Here is a 19,088-nt window from a genome sequence, read left to right as displayed (position 1 = left end):
AATTTTAGTATTATGTATGTACGGTAATGAGAGGATTTGAGAGAAATGAATCTACAAAAGCTGCTTAAGAATTTGCATCTTCTAGTTCCTTATCAAGGTGAAGACCCAGAAATAACTTCAATCGAAAATGATAATCGGAAGGTGCAAAAGGGGAGCTTATTTATTTGTATTAAGGGATATACAGTAGACGGTCATGATTTTGCTGAATCCGCTGTAAAAAACGGGGCAGCAGCAGTATTAGCTGAGCGTCCGTTATCACTTGATGTACCTGTTATTCTTGTTAAGGATACAACGAGAGCAATGGCTGTCCTTGCTGATGTTTTTTATGAGCAGCCAACTAAAAACCTGCACTTAATAGGAATCACTGGTACAAACGGAAAAACGACGACGAGTCATTTAATTGAAAAAATATTTTCCGATGCAGGTCAAAAAACAGGTCTAATTGGGACTATGTATACCAAAATCGCGGAAAAGACGATTGAAACAAAAAACACAACTCCTGAAAGCTTAACACTTCAAAAAACCTTTAATCAAATGGTTGAAGCAGGTGTTGATATAGCGGTAATGGAAGTATCTTCTCATGCATTAGACCTTGGCAGGGTCCATGGCTGTGATTATGATGTGGCTGTGTTTACCAATTTAACCCAGGACCACTTGGATTATCACAAAACAATGGAAGAATATAAACGTGCCAAGAGTTTATTATTTGCCCAACTTGGTAATACATTTGATCATCAAAAACCAAAATTTTCTATTTTAAACGCAGACGATCCTGCATCAGAGATGTATAACAGGTCAACTGCTGCACACGTCATTACATATGGAATCGACAATAATGCTGATATTCAAGCGAAGAATATCCACATGACTTCTTCAGGTACTAAGTTTGATTTACATGTCCAAACCGAAAAGTTTCCAATCCAAATGCAATTAATTGGTAAATTCAGTGTTTATAATGTTTTAGCAAGTATTGCAGCAGCTGTTGTGTCTGGAATTTCTATAGAAGCAGTAATCCAGTCGATCGAAGACGTGAAAGGTGTATCAGGGAGATTTGAACTGGTAAATGCAGGTCAGGATTTCACGGTGATTGTTGATTACGCTCATACACCAGATAGCCTTGAAAATGTATTAAAAACAGTGCAGCATTTTGCGAAGAAAAAGGTTTTTGTCATTGTTGGCTGTGGTGGAGACCGCGATCGCACAAAGCGGCCATTGATGGCTAAGATAGCCTGTGAATGGTCAACAAATCCCATCTTAACTTCGGATAATCCTAGAAGTGAAGACCCATTAGCGATCTTGAAGGATATGGAAGCAGGTGTCCAAGGTGAAGCCTTCCGAGTGATTCCTGACCGGAAAGAAGCGATTCAAACTGCAATTCGAGAGGCATCTGAAGGTGATGTGATATTAATCGCCGGTAAAGGCCATGAAACCTATCAAATTATTGGGAATGTTGTTCACGACTTTGATGACCGGCTTGTGGCTCGGGAAGCGATTGAGGGGAGATAGCTATGTATTTAGCTTTAAAAGACTTGGCAGGTCTATTTGAAAATAGACGTGGGATCCAGGATAACCTATTTTTTGTTACAGTTTGCGACCAAGCTAACGCAGCCCAGCCAAAAGGATTATTTGTATATGAAAGTGGAAAGTCTGGTGATCTTTCTGAAGCAATTGCTAATGGAGCAATCGCTGCCATTTGGGAAGAAGGAATTGAAATTCCGAGCTATACCCCGAATCATTTCCCAATATTCATTACACAAGNNTGAGGCAATTATAACGATAATAAGTCATTATATTGAAAAAATAGATGGAGAAACAGATGAAATTATGGAGATAACTAACTTTAAATTTTCAAATAAAAAACTTCTTAATAAAAATAAAGAAACATATGATATAGCTGTGATGTTAAACAAAATTAATACTAATAATAAACCTGAAAGGAGGGAATAAAATGCTCGAGCAAGTTATTTTTTTCACAATCATTATGGGCTTTCTTATCTCAGTATTGCTTTCTCCTGTGTTTATTCCCTTCTTAAGAAGGTTGAAATTTGGACAAAGCATTCGTGAAGAGGGACCCAAATCACATCAAAAAAAATCAGGCACACCTACAATGGGCGGTGTAATGATCCTGTTTTCGATTGTCATTACGACATTCGTCATGACAGGGAAATTTTCTGAACCGACTGTCAAAACCTATTTGCTGCTACTCGTTACACTTGGTTTTGGATTGCTTGGGTTTTTAGACGATTTTATCAAAGTAGTCTTAAAAAGGAATTTGGGGTTAACATCCAAACAAAAGCTGGCAGGCCAAATCATTATTTCAGCTATCTTTTATCTTATTTATAGACAACAAGGTTTTTCTACAGAAATAAGCATTCCATTTTCGGATACGACCTTCGATTTAGGTTGGTTTTTCATTTTCTTCATCATATTCTGGCTGGTTGGCTTTTCCAATGCTGTTAATCTAACAGATGGACTTGATGGATTGGTGTCAGGCACCGCAGCAATTGCGTTTGGTGCTTTAGCTGTCCTTGCTTGGAATCAATCACAGATGGAGATTGCTATATTTTCTGTAGCCGTTGTAGGCTCTGTGTTAGGATTCTTGGTATTTAATGCCCATCCAGCTAAGGTTTTTATGGGAGATACAGGTTCGCTTGCTCTCGGTGGTGCCATTGCGACAATCGCAATTCTTACAAAGCTTGAAATTTTGCTTATCATCATTGGCGGAGTATTTGTTATAGAAACATTATCAGTTATATTACAGGTTATTTCCTTTAAAACGACTGGTAAACGGATTTTTCGTATGAGTCCTTTACATCATCATTATGAATTAGTAGGCTGGTCGGAATGGCGCGTAGTTGTTACTTTTTGGAGTGTAGGATTAATTCTTGCAATACTAGGAATCTATATTGAGGTGTGGTTATAAATTGAAACAGATTAAATCTTTCAGTCATAAAAAAATTCTTGTCCTCGGTTTGGCGAAAAGCGGGGTAACCGCTGCCGCACTATTACATAAGCTTGGTGCATTTGTAACCGTTAATGATAAAAAGCCATTTTCGGAAAATCCAGAGGCGCAAGGTCTTTTAGAACAAGGGATTAAAGTTATTTGTGGTGATCACCCTATCGAGCTTCTTGATGAAGGATTCGAGTTGATTGTCAAAAATCCGGGTATTCCATATAACAACCCAATGATTGCAGGCGCGATAGAAAAAGGGATTCCTGTTATCACTGAAGTGGAGCTTGCATATCAAATCTCTGAAGCACCATTTATTGGGATCACAGGGACAAATGGAAAAACAACCACAACAACATTAGTTTATGAAATGTTAAATGAGGGTGAGAAGCACCCGTTAATTGCAGGGAATATTGGTACGGTTGCATCAGGAGTTGCCGAGGAAGCAACTGCGGAAAATACGATTGTTATTGAATTATCCTCTTTTCAATTAATGGGGATTGACACTTTTAAACCTAAAATCGCCATTCTTACGAATCTTTATGATGCCCATTTGGATTATCATGGCACAAAAAAGGAGTACATTGCTGCAAAGGCAAACATCACAAAAAAACAAACTGAACTGGACTATCTAATCGTTAATGCCGATCAAGAAGAAACATTAGAAGTCGCTCGTCACTCTAAGGCCAGTATTATTCCTTTTACAACAAAAAAAGAACTAACTGAAGGAGCGTATCTTTCTGACGGCTGGATTATGTTTAATCGCGAAAAAGTGATGGAAATCGAAAAAATAGCTTTACCAGGCAACCACAACCTTGAAAATATATTATCTGCAATGGCTGCAGCAAAGCTTTCCGGAGTAGAAAACAGCGCAATTCAGCGGGTTCTCCGAACATTTACTGGAGTCAGGCACCGTCTGCAATACGTAACAGAAGTAAATGGCAGAAAATTTTATAATGATTCGAAAGCGACGAATATATTGGCGACTATTAATGCCTTAGCTGCTTTTAGTGCTCCGGTTATTTTACTTGCGGGCGGATTGGATCGTGGAAATGAGTTTGATGAACTTCTTCCTTATTTAAGAAATGTTAAAGCAATGATAACCTTTGGGCAGACTGCACCAAAGATGGAACGCATTGGGAAAGAAGCAGGAATAAAACTAATTAAGCGTGTCGATAATGTTGACAAGGCAGTGCCTGAGGCTTATCGATACTCTGAACCAGGTGACGTTGTATTATTATCTCCAGCGTGTGCGAGCTGGGATCAATATAAAACTTTTGAGGTCAGGGGAGACATTTTTATCGAAGCGGTGCATAAGCTTAAGTAAGGGCTTGTCTTAGCGGAAAAGCGGGAAGCGGTCGGCTAGCGAAGTACACTAGTCGCTAAGATTTGAAGCTAGACAGTATTATATGTTCTGCTAAGCCCTAAAACTAGCAGTTGAGGTGTATTGTTGTGCCGACAAAGAGAACAACTCCTGATTTTATTTTAATGATTGTAACCTTCACTCTCCTGGCAATAGGGCTTATCATGGTTTACAGCGCAAGTGCTATTTGGGCTGAATATAAATTTAATGATTCCTTTTTCTTTGCTAAAAGACAGACCCTTTTTGCCGGAGTGGGAATTGCAGCCATGTTTTTCATTATGAACATCAATTATTGGACGTGGCGGACGTGGTCCAAAACATTTCTACTTGTTTGTTTTGTGTTACTTGTCCTAGTGTTAATTCCGGGGATTGGAAATGAAAGAAATGGTTCTCGAAGTTGGATTGGTGTAGGAGCTTTTTCAATACAACCTTCCGAATTTATGAAACTGGCAATGATTGCTTTTTTGGCAAAGTATCTTTCTGAACGTCAAAAATTGATCACTTCGTTTAAGAAAGGTCTTGTTCCTTCCTTAGGTCTTGCCTTTTTAGCCTTCTCGATGATTATGCTTCAGCCTGATTTAGGTACAGGAACGGTCATGATGGGAACCTGTGTTGTCATGATATTTATTGCTGGTGCCCGGGTAAGTCATTTTGCCTTTCTGGGATTGTTGGGAGTAGCTGGATTTATTGGCTTAATTGCCTCGGCTCCGTACCGTATAAAACGGATTACATCTTTTTTAGATCCATGGTCGGACCCATTGGTAAGTGGGTTTCAAATTATACAATCACTCTATGCGATTGGTCCTGGCGGGTTGTTTGGACTAGGGCTTGGCGAGAGCAGGCAGAAGTTTTTTTACTTACCTGAACCACAGACCGATTTTATCTTTGCCATTTTATCTGAAGAACTAGGGTTTATTGGCGGTTCATTTATTTTACTTCTATTTGCACTGTTATTATGGAGAGGTATTCGAATCGCATTAGGGGCACCGGATTTATATGGCAGCTTTTTAGCTGTTGGGATCATCGCCATGGTGGCGATTCAGGTAATGATTAATATTGGTGTTGTTACAGGTCTAATGCCTGTTACAGGCATTACCTTGCCATTTTTAAGCTATGGAGGCTCTAGTTTAACCTTGATGTTAATGGCGATCGGTGTTCTCCTTAATATCAGCAGGTATTCAAGATTATGATCCTTCACCCTGTTTACTAGCAGGGTTCTTTTTATTTTAGACTATGTTAAAGAATATTGTTTAACATAGCATTATTTTAAAATAATCAATTCATATCATTACAATTAGATAACATTCTTTTTTCATTTGCTTTATTTTGATTGTTTTTATAGTAAGATAGGGTATGCAATTAGGTGTTAAATAGTTAATGGGGTGGAAACATGAAAATTGTTGTTAGCGGTGGAGGAACTGGCGGGCATATCTATCCTGCTCTTGCACTCATTCGTGAAATACAAAAACAGAATAAAGATGCTAAATTTTTATACATAGGGACTAGTAATGGTTTAGAAAGCAAAATTGTTCCAAGGGAAAATATTGATTTTAAATCCATTCACATTACTGGTTTTAAAAGAAAGCTCTCCTTTGAAAATATAAAAACAGTTCTTCGTTTCCTAAAAGGAGTAAAAGACAGTAAAAAAATGTTAAAAGATTTCCAGCCGGATATTGTCATCGGGACTGGCGGATATGTTTGTGGACCAGTTGTGTATGCTGCTTCCAAACTTGGGATTCCAACGATCATTCATGAACAAAATAGTGTACCTGGTTTAACAAATAAATTTTTAAGCCGTTATGTTAATAAGATAGCGATCTGTTTTGACGAGGCAAAGGATTATTTTCCAGAACAGAAGACGGTTTTTACAGGAAATCCCCGTGCATCAGAAGTAATTGGCAAGGACGGGATTAAAGGGCGTCTTGCAGCTGGACTTAGTGCAACAATGCCAGTGGTCTTAATATTTGGTGGCAGTCGCGGTGCGAGACCAATCAATGAGGCAGTTGTGAAGGCATTTGCCGATTTGGCTGAAAAGCCCTATCAAGTTCTTTATATTACCGGTGACGTACATTATGATGATGTTAAAAAGGAAGTTGAATTAATTGGAAACCCTAAAAATGTCGTCATTAAACCGTTTATTCATAATATGCCTGAGGTTTTGGCTGGGGTTGATTTAGTGGTTTCAAGGGCAGGAGCAACAACGCTTGCTGAAATAACCTCACTCGGTATTCCAAGTATCCTAGTCCCAAGTCCATATGTTACAAATAATCATCAAGAGAAAAACGCAAGGTCGTTAAGTGATCATGGTGCTGCCGAATTGTTATTAGAGAAGGACTTAAATAATAATAGTCTTGTGAATCATATCGATCGTATTCTTTTAAATAAAGATAAATTAATTGAAATGAGGATAAAGGCTAAAAAAATGGGTGTGCCCTATTCAGCTTCTAGACTTTATTCCTTAATGCAAGAACTTGTAAAAACAAATCGAAAGTAGCCCAAAAAGGTTTTTAGCATAAACTGAAATAAATGCATCAAGGAAAGTTAGGGTGGTAAAAATGGACGGAATCTTAAACGAGTTATTAGCTTTAAATATCGGAAAGGTTAAGGAAAATGAACCTTTAGCCAATCATACAACGATGAAAATAGGCGGACCTGCCGACCTCTTTATTGAACCGTCATCGGTTGATAATTTAAAGACCATCATGAATATTATTGAGAAACATGGATTAAAATGGCGTGCAATTGGCCGTGGATCAAATTTGTTAGTTTCTGATAAAGGAATTGAAGGAGCGGTTATCAAGCTGAGTTCTGGTATAGATCACCTTGAGATTGATGAGACAAGTATAACCGTTGGCGGAGGTCATTCACTTGTTAGCTTATCAACACTTATAAGCAAAAAAGGCCTATCCGGTTTGGAATTTGCCAGTGGTATTCCTGGCTCCGTTGGTGGGGCTGTTTATATGAATGCAGGTGCACATGGTTCGGATATAAGTAAAATTTTAACCAAAGCACATATTCTATTTGATGATGGAAAGATGGAATGGCTTTCAAATCAAGAGATGGAATTCTCGTACAGAACGTCAGTCCTTCAGAAAACTCGTCCAGGAATTGTAGTCGAAGCCGTTTTCGACCTTGAAAAAGGTGATCGTGCTGCGATTGTTGCTCAAATGCAAAAAAATAAAGATTATCGCAAAGAAACCCAGCCATGGAATTTTCCTTGTGCTGGCAGTATTTTTAGAAACCCACTGCCGAATTACGCAGGGAAATTAATTGAAACTGCTGGATTAAAGGGATTTAATATTGGCGGTGCAAAAATTTCCGAAATGCATGGGAATTTTATTGTAAATGCTGGAAATGCTACAGCAGAAGATGTGCTGGCGTTAATTCAACATGTCAAAGATACCATCTTTAGCTTATATGAAGTTAAAATGGAAACTGAGGTAGAAATAATCGGAAAAAAATAAGAAAAGCGAAATCGCCTGTTCAGCGCACGACAGGAATGTAGCCCTCCTGACTTATCGAAAGGAGGAGGGTGAAGTACACTAATCGCTAGGCGCCGCAGCAAGAAAGTTATCAATTTCCAAAGAAATAATCCTTACTTTTCTTGTAAGAAATGTCGTACGAATGACAAATATTGTGTTATAATTACTGATAATATTATAGGTGCAACCTTGACAAAGTTAAAGACGGCATGGTTTTTCGTGCCGTTGTTTCTCTTTTCGAGGGAACACTATCGAATGTTGGACAGGCTTAGTCTACTTATTTTGGAGCAGCTGCTTTTTATGTGGAGGAATCTTATATGGAAAAAGGTAAAATCGTTGCTCTCGAGGACCGTATTCCAAAGCTAAAGGAGCAAAGACGGCGCAAAGCAAACAGACGCCTTGTGCTCCTGTTAATTCTGTTCTTTACAATGATAGTAGTGATCGCCTATTCACAATCACCATTAAGTCATGTAAAGACGATAACAATAAAAGGAAATGGTGTGTACTCCGAAGCAGAATTGGTTAGTCAGAGCGGCCTTTCGAATAATACGAATATTTGGAAAATAAAAAAGGATGAAACTGCATCAAGATTAAAGCGTTTATCTGAAATAAACAAGGTTGAAATCAAGGTGCAATGGCCGAATACAGTTATCATCAAAGTTAAAGAACATAAAAGAATTGCTTATCTTAAACAAGCGAATAAATTTTTACCTATTATGGAAAATGGGAAAATATTAAAAAAGCGAGCTGCAAAGAAAATTCCTATAAATTCTCCAATTTTATTTGATTTTAAAGAAGGGGCAGCCCTCGATCAAATGGTGAAGGAGTTAGAAAAACTACCAAGTGAGATATCAAATTCTATCTCTGAAATCCATTATTCTCCGAAAAAAACTGATCATTATCATATTTCCTTATTTATGAATGATGGATTTGAAGTTAGTGCCACATTAAGAAGTTTTTCGGAAAAAATGGTGCATTATCCTTCGATTATCTCTCAAATAGATCCCAACAAAAAGGGGATTATTGACTTAGAAGTAGGTTCGTATTTTAAGTCCTTTGAAACCGAAGTGGAGGAAAAAGACGTTGAGTAAGATTAGGGTGAAGGGTAAGCATGTCATATTGTCCCTGGTCTTCCTTGTTTTAGGATTTATGATTGCCTTTTCTTATCATTTAACACAAATGGATATGAATAAAGAGAAACCTAAAGTTTCTGGTAAACAGTGGGAAGAGACTCTCGCTCTCAGAAACCAATTAATTGCAGAAGAAAAGAGCAATCGCGCATTGCAAAAGGAATTAAATCAAAAACAAGAGCTGGTTCTTAAAAATGAAAAAGACCTATCCAAGGAAGCACAGGTTTATGAGAATCTTGCAGAGGATGCTGAAAAATATCGGATGTTCTTGGGGAAAGTGAAGGTTAAAGGTAAAGGGGTTAAGATTACGTTAACCGACGGTGCCTATGATCCAAAGGAAGATAATATTAATAATTATCTTGTTCATGAACACCATGTCTTCAAAGTGGTAAATGAACTCTATATATCAGGGGCAGCAGCAGTTGCCATCAATGGGCAGAGACTGACAAGTCATTCTTATATTATTTGCAATGGACCCGTTATAACGGTTGATGGAATTGAGCATCCAGCTCCTTTTATTATTTCTGCAATCGGAGATCCCGCTGTCCTCTCTTCAGCCATAAACCTAATTGGAGGGGTGAAAGATCAGTTAGTCAATGATAATATTGTTTTTTCATTGGAAAAAGATGATGAAATTGTCCTTAATCCAATCTTAGGAAGTTAGTCATTTGAGATGTCCACGGAATGATAATTTAAAAGGTTAGGTGAAAAAAAGTGGACAACAAAAAAATAAATACAAGTTTTACATTGATTGCAGTCTTAGTCGGTTTCATGATTGCAATACAGTTTCAAACAGTAAAAAAACCTGCTGAGCGTGATACTCGGGATATATGGCAGCTTCGTGAAGCATTACTAAAAGAAAAAGAACTTCAATCCAACTTATTGAGTGAAATACGCTCCAATGAAGAAAAACTGGCTGCCTATGATTCGACGCGAAAGCAAAGCAAAGAACAAGCTTTAATAGATACATTAAAAGAATTAAAGCTTGAGGCGGGACTGTCTGAAATAACCGTTCCTGGGATTAAAATGAAGATTGAGCCTGTAATCGAAGAAATAAAGCCAGGGACACCAGTTAATCAGGTTGTTCCACCAGACCTTCTAATTAGATTACTAAACGAATTAAATATGTATGAAGCAAAATATGTAGCAATTGATGGTAAAAGAATTATTAATACCACTGTGATCCGTGACATCAATCAGGAAACAAAAATCGATGGTCATACCGTTAAAAGCCTGCCAATAGAGGTTATCGTCGGCGTAGATGATTATTCTACAGCTGAAAAATTATATAATCGGATGAAAGTATCCAAGTCTACTGAAGAATTTTTTATTGAAAATCTAAGACTTACTATTTCTAAACCAAATCCGAACGTAACGGTACCAGCCTATGATGATTCCATACGAATTCGCTACATGGAACCGACAAAAGAAGGAGGCGATTCTTAATGTGGCTTCCAATCATAGGATTAATAATTGGGATCATTCTGGGCTTATTAACAGAAATACGCATTCCTGAAGAATATTCCAATTATTTGTCGATTGCTGTCTTAGCGGCATTCGACACTCTTTTCGGTGGGATCAGGGCATACCTGCAAAATATATATGATGAAAAAGTGTTTGTATCAGGATTCTTCTTTAATATTATACTTGCTGCAAGTTTAGCTTTTCTCGGTGTTAATCTTGGTGTAGACTTGTATTTAGCGGCAGTTTTCGCGTTTGGTGTCAGATTGTTCCAGAATATTGCCGTAATTAGGCGGATTTTATTGACAAAATGGTCAACCAACAAAGAAAAAGTAGAAAAAAATTGAAATTTTTTAAAGGGAATCATTTAGTTGTGACGAATAATTTAAATGATATTACTATTGAACATGTAGTGGACAAAAAAAATATAGTTGTTGTTCAACTTAAGGAAATCTAAAGGAGGTGCCAAAGAATGAACAGCAATGAAATATATGTTAGTCTTGACATCGGTACATCCAGTGTAAAAGTTATCATTGGTGAAATGGTCAATGACTCGGGTAAAGACTCGTTAAATATAATTGGTGTTGGAAATGTAAAATCTGAAGGATTACGCAAAGGTTCAATTGTTGACATGGACGACACCGTTCATTCGATTAGAAGGGCGATAGAGCAAGCAGAAAGAATGATTGGGATGGAAATTAGGGATGTGGTGGTTGGCATCTCAGCTAACAATGTCATGCTTCAACACTGTCATGGTATTGTAGCAGTATCAAGCCAAAATAGAGAGATCACGAATGAAGACGTCAATCGTGTCATTGAAGCCTCACATGTTGGTTCAATCCCGCCAGAAAGAGAAAACATTGGTGTAATTCGAAAACAATTTATCCTCGATGGTAAAGATGAAATTAATGATCCCCGCGGTATGATTGGTGTTCGCTTGGAAATGGACGGCACCCTAATTACTGGCTCCAAATCGATTATTATAAATACCCTTCGATGTGTTGAACGGGCCGGTCTTGAGATTGTTGATATTGTCCTTCAGCCGTTGGCAGCAGGAGATTACGCACTTTCTAAGGATGAGAAAAACCTCGGCGTAGCACTTATTGACCTAGGTGGAGGTTCAACGACTATCGCCGTTTTCGAAGAAGGATTTATCACTCAGACAAGCGTTATTCCTGTTGGCGGAGATTATATCACAAAAGATATATCTGTTGGGTTACGGACCTCAACAGAAGATGCTGAAAAAATAAAAGTAAAACATGGACATGCATTCTACGATGAAGCATCAGAAGATGAAGTGTTCAGTGTACCGATAATCGGCAGTGATCAGCATCAACAATTTAACCAACTTGAAATCTCTGACATTATTGAAGCAAGAATGGAAGAGATTTTTGAACTAGTATTACATGAAATGAAACGCTTAGGATATAGTGACCTTCCAGGAGGTTATGTATTAACTGGCGGAATTGCAAATATGCAAGGTGTGATAGAACTTGCTCAAGTGATTTTACAAAATAGAGTCCGCGTAGCTGTACCTGATTATATTGGTGTTAGAGAACCTCAATATACCACTGCGGTTGGTTTAATTAAATATGCTTACAAGAATGCTAGATTACCAGGTGGAACAATTGGTTCATCAACCATTGCTGAACCCGTCGAAAAAAGAGCGCCAAAACAACAACAACAACAACCTAAAACAAAAGTAGAAAAACATCCGGAAGAAAAGATGTCATCAAAAGTAAAAAAATTCCTTGGTTACTTTTTCGAATAGGCAAATCGAAAAGGAAGCGACGAATTAGGAGGATTGTCATGTTAGAATTTGATACAAATTTAGATTCTCTTGCAACAATAAAAGTAATCGGTGTTGGCGGCGGTGGTAATAACGCGGTAAACCGAATGATTGAACATGGCGTTCAAGGAGTAGAATTTATCGCAGTTAACACTGATGCTCAAGCCCTAAATCTGTCCAAAGCAGAAGTTAAGATGCAGATAGGTGCAAAATTGACTCGTGGACTAGGAGCAGGAGCTAATCCAGATGTTGGGAAGAAAGCTGCTGAAGAGAGTAAAGAGCAGCTTGAGTCAGCATTAAGCGGTGCCGATATGGTATTTGTTACTGCAGGTATGGGTGGTGGTACAGGTACAGGTGCAGCACCAGTTATTGCACAAATTGCTCGAGACTTAGGTGCATTAACTGTTGGTGTAGTTACTCGTCCGTTCACATTTGAAGGTAAAAAACGGTCAGGACAAGCATCAGGTGGAATTAGTGCGATGAAAGACGCCGTAGATACACTTATCGTGATTCCTAATGATCGTCTCCTTGAAATCGTTGATAAAAGCACACCAATGCTAGAAGCATTCCGAGAAGCAGACAATGTTCTTCGTCAGGGTGTACAAGGTATCTCCGATTTAATTGCTGTACCTGGGCTTATTAACTTGGACTTTGCTGATGTTAAAACAATTATGTCAAACAAGGGTTCAGCATTAATGGGTATTGGTGTATCTGCAGGTGAAAACCGTGCTGCAGAAGCCGCTAAGAAAGCCATTAGTTCTCCATTATTAGAAACATCTATTGATGGAGCCCAAGGTGTATTAATGAACATTACCGGCGGTACCAACCTGAGCCTTTATGAAGTTCAAGAAGCTGCAGATATCGTGGCAACCGCTTCTGATCAAGAAGTAAATATGATTTTTGGTTCTGTTATCAATGAATCGCTTAAAGATGAAATTATCGTAACTGTCATTGCAACAGGATTTAAAGAAGAAACTATCCAGCCAAAAGCTACCCGTCCTACTTTTGGACAGGCTAAGCCACAAATGGGTACTGTAAAGAGAGAGCAGCCAAAACGTGAAGAGGTTCAGCAAGAACCTGTGCGACATACTCAAGTTTCTCAAGAGGAAGCATTAGATATTCCAACCTTCTTACGCAACCGTAATCGTAGAAGATAAAAATAAATGATTTCTTTAAAGACACGCCCTTTTATAGGTCGTGTCTTTTTTATTATTGGCTATGTAAAGCCTATTGTTGATTTTGGCACCCTGTTGACTGGAACGGAAGGCGCGAAGACTCCTGCGGGAGGCTCCCCGGACCGCCCGCGGAAAGCGAAGCGCCTGGAGTGGAAGTCAACAAGGAATTTTTTAACAAACCCTTATTAATTGCAACAATAACCATCTGACAAAATCCGTTGTGAATAGTGGAAATTTCTGTTTTTTTGATTACAGAAAGTGACACACTTCAGCCATGAAAGTACGTTATACTTTTTCGTAAACAGAAAGGAAAAGCTGACCAATAAAAGAGAGGAAGCTGGTGACTATTTATTTAGATGTGATTTGGGCACTAAATTTGTTATTTGATAGCCTGCTTCTATACTTAACAGCTATTTTTCTAAAAAGAGAGATAAAAATCGGGAGACTAGCAGCTGGAGGATTTATTGGTTCATTGATAATTTTATTATCTTTTACGCCATTAAATGTCTATACAAGCCATCCCATTTCAAAATTTATGTTCTCAATCCTGATGGTATTAACCGCTTTTGGATATAAGCGGTTGACTTTTTTCCTTAAAGCGTTAATGACGCTTTATGTGTCAACCTTTTTAATTGGCGGGGCATTAATGGGAACTCACTACTTTATCCAATATGATTCAGAGTTAACAACCAAGGTCCTTCTCTCCAGTGCAAAAGGGTTTGGCGATCCAATTAGTTGGTTATTCGTTCTAATTGGCTTTCCAGTTGCCTGGCACTTCTCAAGAAAAAACGTTGAAAGCATGGAGATGACAAAAATTCAATTTGATCAAATTGTGAAAGTAAGTGTGAGCATTGATAATGAAACCTTTACTTTTAAAGGATTGGTAGATAGTGGGAATCAACTGTATGACCCATTGTCAAAACTTCCTGTCATGTTCGTATCAATTAAAAACCAACTGGATACAGTCCCAGAATCAATAAAGAAGCTAGCGGGGGACCCAGAGTTACTTATCCAAGGCAGTGGGAATCTTCCTGTGGAATGGCAAAATAGGCTCAGAATTGTACCTACGCGCGTAATTGGACAAGAGCATCAATTGATTATAGCCGTAAAACCGGAAAACATCTTAATTGAACATAAAGAGACTCAATATCTATGCGAAAAGGGACTTGTTTCCTTTACAACGAATCAGCTGTCCAGCGATGATGCATTTCAATGCATTGTTCATCCAAAGATGCTCACAGGCCCTAAGCAGCAAATTGAAACCATTAAGGTGAGTTAGTATTACTATACTCGCAAAAAACATATTTTAGAAGGAGGAACACGCATGAAAAAATGGAGGCTACGCCTATCCTACTACTGGTATAAACTATTAATGAAATTGGGCTTAAAAACGGATGAAGTTTATTATATTGGTGGTAGTGAGGCATTACCGCCTCCTTTAAGCAAAGATGAAGAAGAGATGTTGCTGAAAAAATTACCTGGCGGTGATAAAGCGGCAAGGTCCATTTTAATTGAACGCAATCTTCGTCTTGTAGTGTACATTGCGAGAAAATTTGAGAATACAGGAATTAATATTGAAGATTTAATAAGTATTGGAACCATCGGATTAATTAAAGCCGTCAACACATTTAATCCCGAGAAAAAGATAAAACTTGCTACATACGCCTCAAGATGTATCGAGAATGAGATTCTTATGTACTTAAGACGCAATAATAAAATCAGGTCAGAAGTTTCGTTTGACGAGCCTTTAAACATTGATTGGGATGGGAATGAATTATTATTATCTGATGTTCTAGGAACGGATGATGATATTATCACAAAGGACTTAGAAGCTAACGTGGACCGAAAGCTTTTAACCAAAGCACTCCATCAACTGACTGACCGTGAAAAACAAATAATGGAACTTCGGTTTGGCCTAACAAATGGTGAAGAAAAAACCCAAAAAGACGTAGCAGACATGTTGGGAATATCCCAATCGTATATTTCCCGATTAGAAAAAAGAATTATTAAACGGCTAAGGAAAGAATTTAATAAAATGGTGTAAAGATGAAAAAATTTTTTCAGTAAAAAAAACCTAAGAATTTCATGATTTAATTGCATTTTTCGACAAATATGCACTTGTCCACCATCATGGATAAGTGCATATTTTTCCTTCTCAAGGAGATACTGTTTTTTGTACAGCAACTCCTGTGAGGAGGGAAAAGGATTGACTCGAAATAAAGTTGAAATTTGCGGTGTGGACACAGCAAAACTTCCTGTCTTAAAAAACGAAGAAATGAGAATACTCTTCAAGCAAATGCAAGAGGGCGATATTTATGCCAGAGAAAAGCTCGTCAACGGTAATTTACGACTCGTATTAAGTGTCATTCAACGATTTAACAATAGGGGCGAGTTTGTTGATGACTTGTTTCAGGTTGGCTGTATTGGGCTGATGAAATCTATCGATAACTTTGATTTGGGCCAAAACGTGAAGTTTTCTACTTATGCGGTTCCGATGATTATTGGTGAAATTCGTAGATATTTGCGGGATAACAATCCAATTCGAGTTTCTAGGTCCCTTAGGGATATCGCTTATAAAGCCCTTCAGGTGAGAGAGCGATTGATGAGTGAGACCTCAAGAGAACCAACAGCAGAAGAAATTGCCAAGGTCTTAGAAGTTCCACATGAAGAAATTGTGTTCGCGCTTGATGCCATTCAGGACCCAGTGTCCCTTTTCGAGCCAATTTATAATGATGGCGGGGATCCAATTTATGTGATGGACCAATTAAGCGATGAAAAAAATAAAGATATCCATTGGATTGAAGAAATTGCTTTAAAAGAAGGAATGCGAAGATTAAACGATCGTGAGAAGTTAATACTACGGAAGCGTTTCTTCCAAGGTAAAACACAAATGGAGGTCGCAGATGAAATCGGGATATCTCAAGCACAAGTGTCCCGTTTAGAAAAAGCGGCCATTAGACAAATGAATAAAAATATTCAAAGTTAGGCTGTCCTTAGGGCAGCTTTATTTTTATTCCAGAGTGAATTTTGTAAAAATCACACTAACGTTAAACAGAGCCTACTAAAAAGAAAAACCCAATCATATATTTTCTATAGTAATGAAACCGGGAGTGAGAGAGATGGTAAAAATTTCTGAGTTCCAGATAAAAGATGTTGTCAATGTGGCGGATGGAAAAAGGCTTGGTAATATTGGTGATATCGAGATAAATTTAACAACGGGTAAAATTGAAGCAGTAGTAATAAGCGGAAGTGGCAGGGTGCTTGGTTTTTTTGGAAAAGATGACGATGTGGTTATTCCGTGGAAAAATATATTAAAAATCGGGCAGGATGTTATATTGGTTCGCTACAAAGGCAGTACCGAAAATTTATCGGAAGAAGCAGAGGTGTGAACATGTTATTTGCGGTGACCAAATTTTCTTTTCATGGTAAACTATAGAAAAAACAAACGAGGTATGAGAATGGAACCCTTTGTTTTAAAAAATCAGTCATTATTATCGATAGAAAACTGGGAGACCAAATTTCCGGGTTTGGTTGCAGGAATGACCACTAAACATGGCGGGGTAAGTAAAGGGGATTATGAAACCCTTAACCTTGGTTTTCACGTAGGTGATGATAAAAACGATGTTTGCACCAACCGTGAAACAATTTCGGAGCTGCTCACATTTCCGATAAATAATTGGGTCGGTCCAGAACAAACGCATGGCATTCATCTTAAAAAAATTTCTAAACTAGACCGTGGTAAAGGCTCTAATTCCTATGAAAATGCGATTAAAGATACAGATGGTTTTTATACGAATGAGGAGGGCATCTTGTTAACACTTTGCTTTGCCGACTGTGTCCCTCTTTTTTTTATTGCACCTGAATCAAAAATGATCGGAATTGCCCATGCAGGGTGGAAAGGAACCGTTGGTCAAATTGCTAGGGAAATGATTACTGCCTGGAAGAAAGAAGGAATAAACCCCGAACAGATTTTAGTTACAATAGGCCCATCTATCTGTGAAAAATGTTATATTGTTGATAAACGTGTAATAAACTTGGTTGAAAATACACTAGATGATGTCGAAATTTTACCCTATAATTTAATTAACGATGGCCAGTATTCATTAGATTTACGTGAAGTAAATAGGCAAATACTTATGAAGAATGGTGTACCGAAATCAAATATCAAGATGACTAGATTTTGTTCTAGTTGTGATAAAAAGTTTTTTTCCCACCGTCGTGACAAGGGGAAAACAGGACGAATGTTAACTTTTATGGGCTGGAAGGAGACTACGGAACGTTTATGAGGGTTGCAGCAAAGTATGAGTTAATTAAACAACAAATTAATGAAGCCTGCCTTCGAGTAAACCGAAACCCTGAAGAAGTACGGGTGATTGCGGTTACGAAATATGTCAGTCCCGAAAGGGCGAATGAAGCAATACAAACAGGAATAATAAATTTAGGTGAGAATCGGGATGAGGGACTCCTTCGAAAGTGGGAAGAACTTAAGGACAAGCCTATATGGCATTATATCGGTTCACTTCAAACGCGAAAGGTAAAAAATATTATTAATATCGTTGAATATATTCATTCCTTGGACAGGATGTCTCTTGCTGAAGAAATAAATAAACGTGCTGAACATAAGGTAAAATGTTTGGTACAAGTTAATGTTTCTGGGGAAGAATCAAAGCACGGCTTAAGTTATGAGGAAGTGGTCCCTTTTATTGAATCACTTCGGAAATTTGAGAATATCAGTGTGGAAGGTTTAATGACCATGGCTCCACTTACAAATAATGAATCGCAAATACGTGAATGTTTTCGTAAATTAAGAGAACTTCGTAAACAAGTCCAAGCCTTAGATTTGGATTATGCTCCTTGCACCGAGCTTTCGATGGGGATGTCAAATGATTATGGAATTGCTATTGAAGAAGGGGCTACAATGGTAAGAATAGGCACAGCGCTTGTTGGTGAAGATGGTTAGGAGAGAAAATAATGACGATTAAATCGAAATTAAAAACATTTTTCTTTTTAGATGATGAACATGATGATAGCAACGAAGATTTTACAGAAACAACAGAACGACTACCTGTAAAACAAAAACAACAACAACAACAACAAGTTGTAAAAAACCAAAACGTGGTTAGCTTGCAAAGTGTGCAAAAAGCTACTGTTTCTACAAAGTCATCAAAGGTAATTTTAGTTGAACCACGCTCTTATTCTGAATCAACTGATATTGCTGATCAGTTAAAAAATCGCCGTGCAGTTGTAGTGAACTTGCAGCGAATTGATAGTGACCAGGGAAGACAAATTGTCGATTTTCTAAGTGGAGCTGTTTATGCTATTGGTGGAGACATTCAAAAGATTGGATTCAGTATATTTTTATGTACACCTGATAATGTTGAGGTGTCCGGAAATATATCGGAGCTTATTCCTGACTTTGAAAATCAAACGACAAGGTGGTAATGTAAATGTCATTTGTTTTTAGTTTACTACAACAGTTAATTCAAATTTATTCGTGGGCATTAATTATTTATATTTTAATGTCATGGTTCCCGAATGCCAGAGAGTCATCCATCGGTCAGTTTCTCGCGAAAATTTGTGAACCATATTTAGAACCATTTAGAAAAATCATTCCACCAATCGGTATGATGGACATTTCTCCAATTGTTGCATTTCTTGTTTTAAACTTTGCTAGCAGTGGGCTAGGCAGTGTATATCGTTGGCTTGCTTAAGAATTTGAACTAGGTTGTGTTTTTTAA

Annotated in this window: 21 protein-coding genes; all 21 read left to right on the top strand. The window is 37.9% G+C overall.

Annotated features, from left to right (window positions below):
* The first annotated feature begins 45 nt into the window (after positions 1 to 45).
* The 21 genes from V7137_RS12680 (at position 46) to V7137_RS12580 (ending at position 19,061) form a co-directional block, all read left to right on the top strand.
* A complete protein-coding gene (locus V7137_RS12680) occupies positions 46 to 1,506 on the top strand; it encodes a UDP-N-acetylmuramoyl-L-alanyl-D-glutamate--2,6-diaminopimelate ligase (RefSeq protein ID WP_335698417.1) in 1,461 nt (486 codons plus the stop codon).
* Between the two features lie 442 nt (positions 1,507 to 1,948).
* Entirely contained in the window at positions 1,949 to 2,923 is a 975-nt protein-coding gene (gene mraY, locus V7137_RS12675) for a phospho-N-acetylmuramoyl-pentapeptide-transferase (protein WP_335698416.1), read from the top strand.
* A gap of 1 nt (position 2,924) precedes the next feature.
* Complete coding sequence (gene murD, locus V7137_RS12670; protein WP_335698415.1) at positions 2,925 to 4,277, top strand: UDP-N-acetylmuramoyl-L-alanine--D-glutamate ligase; 1,353 nt, start codon at positions 2,925 to 2,927, stop codon at positions 4,275 to 4,277.
* Between the two features lie 161 nt (positions 4,278 to 4,438).
* On the top strand, positions 4,439 to 5,503 hold the full coding sequence (gene spoVE / locus V7137_RS12665) for a stage V sporulation protein E (RefSeq protein ID WP_420490121.1): 1,065 nt from the start codon (positions 4,439 to 4,441) through the stop codon (positions 5,501 to 5,503).
* Between the two features lie 200 nt (positions 5,504 to 5,703).
* Positions 5,704 to 6,807, top strand: a complete 1,104-nt coding sequence (gene murG / locus V7137_RS12660) for an undecaprenyldiphospho-muramoylpentapeptide beta-N-acetylglucosaminyltransferase (RefSeq protein WP_335698413.1) — start codon at positions 5,704 to 5,706, stop codon at positions 6,805 to 6,807.
* Between the two features lie 61 nt (positions 6,808 to 6,868).
* Positions 6,869 to 7,777 (top strand): UDP-N-acetylmuramate dehydrogenase, encoded by a 909-nt coding sequence (gene murB / locus V7137_RS12655; RefSeq protein ID WP_218345701.1) that lies wholly within the window; start codon positions 6,869 to 6,871, stop codon positions 7,775 to 7,777.
* A 335-nt stretch (positions 7,778 to 8,112) separates the two neighbouring features.
* Positions 8,113 to 8,886 carry a cell division protein FtsQ/DivIB gene (locus tag V7137_RS12650; RefSeq protein WP_335698412.1) on the top strand — a complete coding sequence of 258 codons (774 nt, stop codon included), beginning with the start codon at positions 8,113 to 8,115 and terminating at the stop codon, positions 8,884 to 8,886.
* A gap of 58 nt (positions 8,887 to 8,944) precedes the next feature.
* Positions 8,945 to 9,589 (top strand): DUF881 domain-containing protein, encoded by a 645-nt coding sequence (locus V7137_RS12645; protein WP_335698420.1) that lies wholly within the window; start codon positions 8,945 to 8,947, stop codon positions 9,587 to 9,589.
* 50 nt (positions 9,590 to 9,639) lie between these two features.
* Positions 9,640 to 10,371, top strand: coding sequence for a DUF881 domain-containing protein (locus V7137_RS12640; RefSeq protein ID WP_335698411.1), 732 nt, complete (start codon positions 9,640 to 9,642; stop codon positions 10,369 to 10,371).
* The gene (locus V7137_RS12635) at positions 10,371 to 10,733 is read left to right on the top strand and encodes a small basic family protein (RefSeq protein ID WP_218345698.1); all 363 of its coding nucleotides are present in this window, start codon (positions 10,371 to 10,373) and stop codon (positions 10,731 to 10,733) included. The genes V7137_RS12640 and V7137_RS12635 overlap by 1 nt, the downstream gene beginning before the upstream one ends.
* Positions 10,734 to 10,858: 125 nt before the next feature.
* A complete protein-coding gene (gene ftsA, locus V7137_RS12630) occupies positions 10,859 to 12,157 on the top strand; it encodes a cell division protein FtsA (protein WP_335698410.1) in 1,299 nt (432 codons plus the stop codon).
* Positions 12,158 to 12,195: 38 nt separating this feature from the next.
* Positions 12,196 to 13,332: a cell division protein FtsZ gene (gene ftsZ / locus V7137_RS12625; RefSeq protein ID WP_335698409.1), complete on the top strand. Its 1,137-nt coding sequence runs from the start codon at positions 12,196 to 12,198 to the stop codon at positions 13,330 to 13,332.
* A 6-nt stretch (positions 13,333 to 13,338) separates the two neighbouring features.
* The gene (locus tag V7137_RS12620) at positions 13,339 to 13,539 is read left to right on the top strand and encodes a hypothetical protein (RefSeq protein WP_335698408.1); all 201 of its coding nucleotides are present in this window, start codon (positions 13,339 to 13,341) and stop codon (positions 13,537 to 13,539) included.
* A 151-nt stretch (positions 13,540 to 13,690) separates the two neighbouring features.
* Complete coding sequence (gene spoIIGA, locus V7137_RS12615; RefSeq protein WP_335698407.1) at positions 13,691 to 14,629, top strand: sigma-E processing peptidase SpoIIGA; 939 nt, start codon at positions 13,691 to 13,693, stop codon at positions 14,627 to 14,629.
* Between the two features lie 45 nt (positions 14,630 to 14,674).
* The gene (gene sigE / locus V7137_RS12610) at positions 14,675 to 15,394 is read left to right on the top strand and encodes an RNA polymerase sporulation sigma factor SigE (RefSeq protein WP_026566384.1); all 720 of its coding nucleotides are present in this window, start codon (positions 14,675 to 14,677) and stop codon (positions 15,392 to 15,394) included.
* 162 nt (positions 15,395 to 15,556) lie between these two features.
* On the top strand, positions 15,557 to 16,336 hold the full coding sequence (sigG, locus tag V7137_RS12605) for an RNA polymerase sporulation sigma factor SigG (protein ID WP_026566385.1): 780 nt from the start codon (positions 15,557 to 15,559) through the stop codon (positions 16,334 to 16,336).
* A gap of 133 nt (positions 16,337 to 16,469) precedes the next feature.
* Positions 16,470 to 16,739, top strand: a complete 270-nt coding sequence (locus V7137_RS12600) for a YlmC/YmxH family sporulation protein (protein WP_218345694.1) — start codon at positions 16,470 to 16,472, stop codon at positions 16,737 to 16,739.
* Positions 16,740 to 16,808: 69 nt separating this feature from the next.
* Positions 16,809 to 17,636: a peptidoglycan editing factor PgeF gene (pgeF, locus tag V7137_RS12595; RefSeq protein ID WP_335698406.1), complete on the top strand. Its 828-nt coding sequence runs from the start codon at positions 16,809 to 16,811 to the stop codon at positions 17,634 to 17,636.
* On the top strand, positions 17,633 to 18,310 hold the full coding sequence (locus V7137_RS12590) for a YggS family pyridoxal phosphate-dependent enzyme (protein WP_335698405.1): 678 nt from the start codon (positions 17,633 to 17,635) through the stop codon (positions 18,308 to 18,310). The genes pgeF and V7137_RS12590 overlap by 4 nt, the downstream gene beginning before the upstream one ends.
* Before the next feature lie 11 nt (positions 18,311 to 18,321).
* Entirely contained in the window at positions 18,322 to 18,792 is a 471-nt protein-coding gene (locus V7137_RS12585) for a cell division protein SepF (RefSeq protein WP_335698404.1), read from the top strand.
* A 5-nt stretch (positions 18,793 to 18,797) separates the two neighbouring features.
* Positions 18,798 to 19,061 carry a YggT family protein gene (locus tag V7137_RS12580; RefSeq protein ID WP_335698403.1) on the top strand — a complete coding sequence of 88 codons (264 nt, stop codon included), beginning with the start codon at positions 18,798 to 18,800 and terminating at the stop codon, positions 19,059 to 19,061.
* Positions 19,062 to 19,088: the final 27 nt, after the last annotated feature.

Source organism: Neobacillus drentensis, assembly GCF_036962765.1.
GTDB classification, from domain to species: Bacteria; Bacillota; Bacilli; order Bacillales; family Cytobacillaceae; genus Neobacillus; species Neobacillus drentensis_C.
This window is presented reverse-complemented; position numbering and strand designations above follow the sequence as displayed.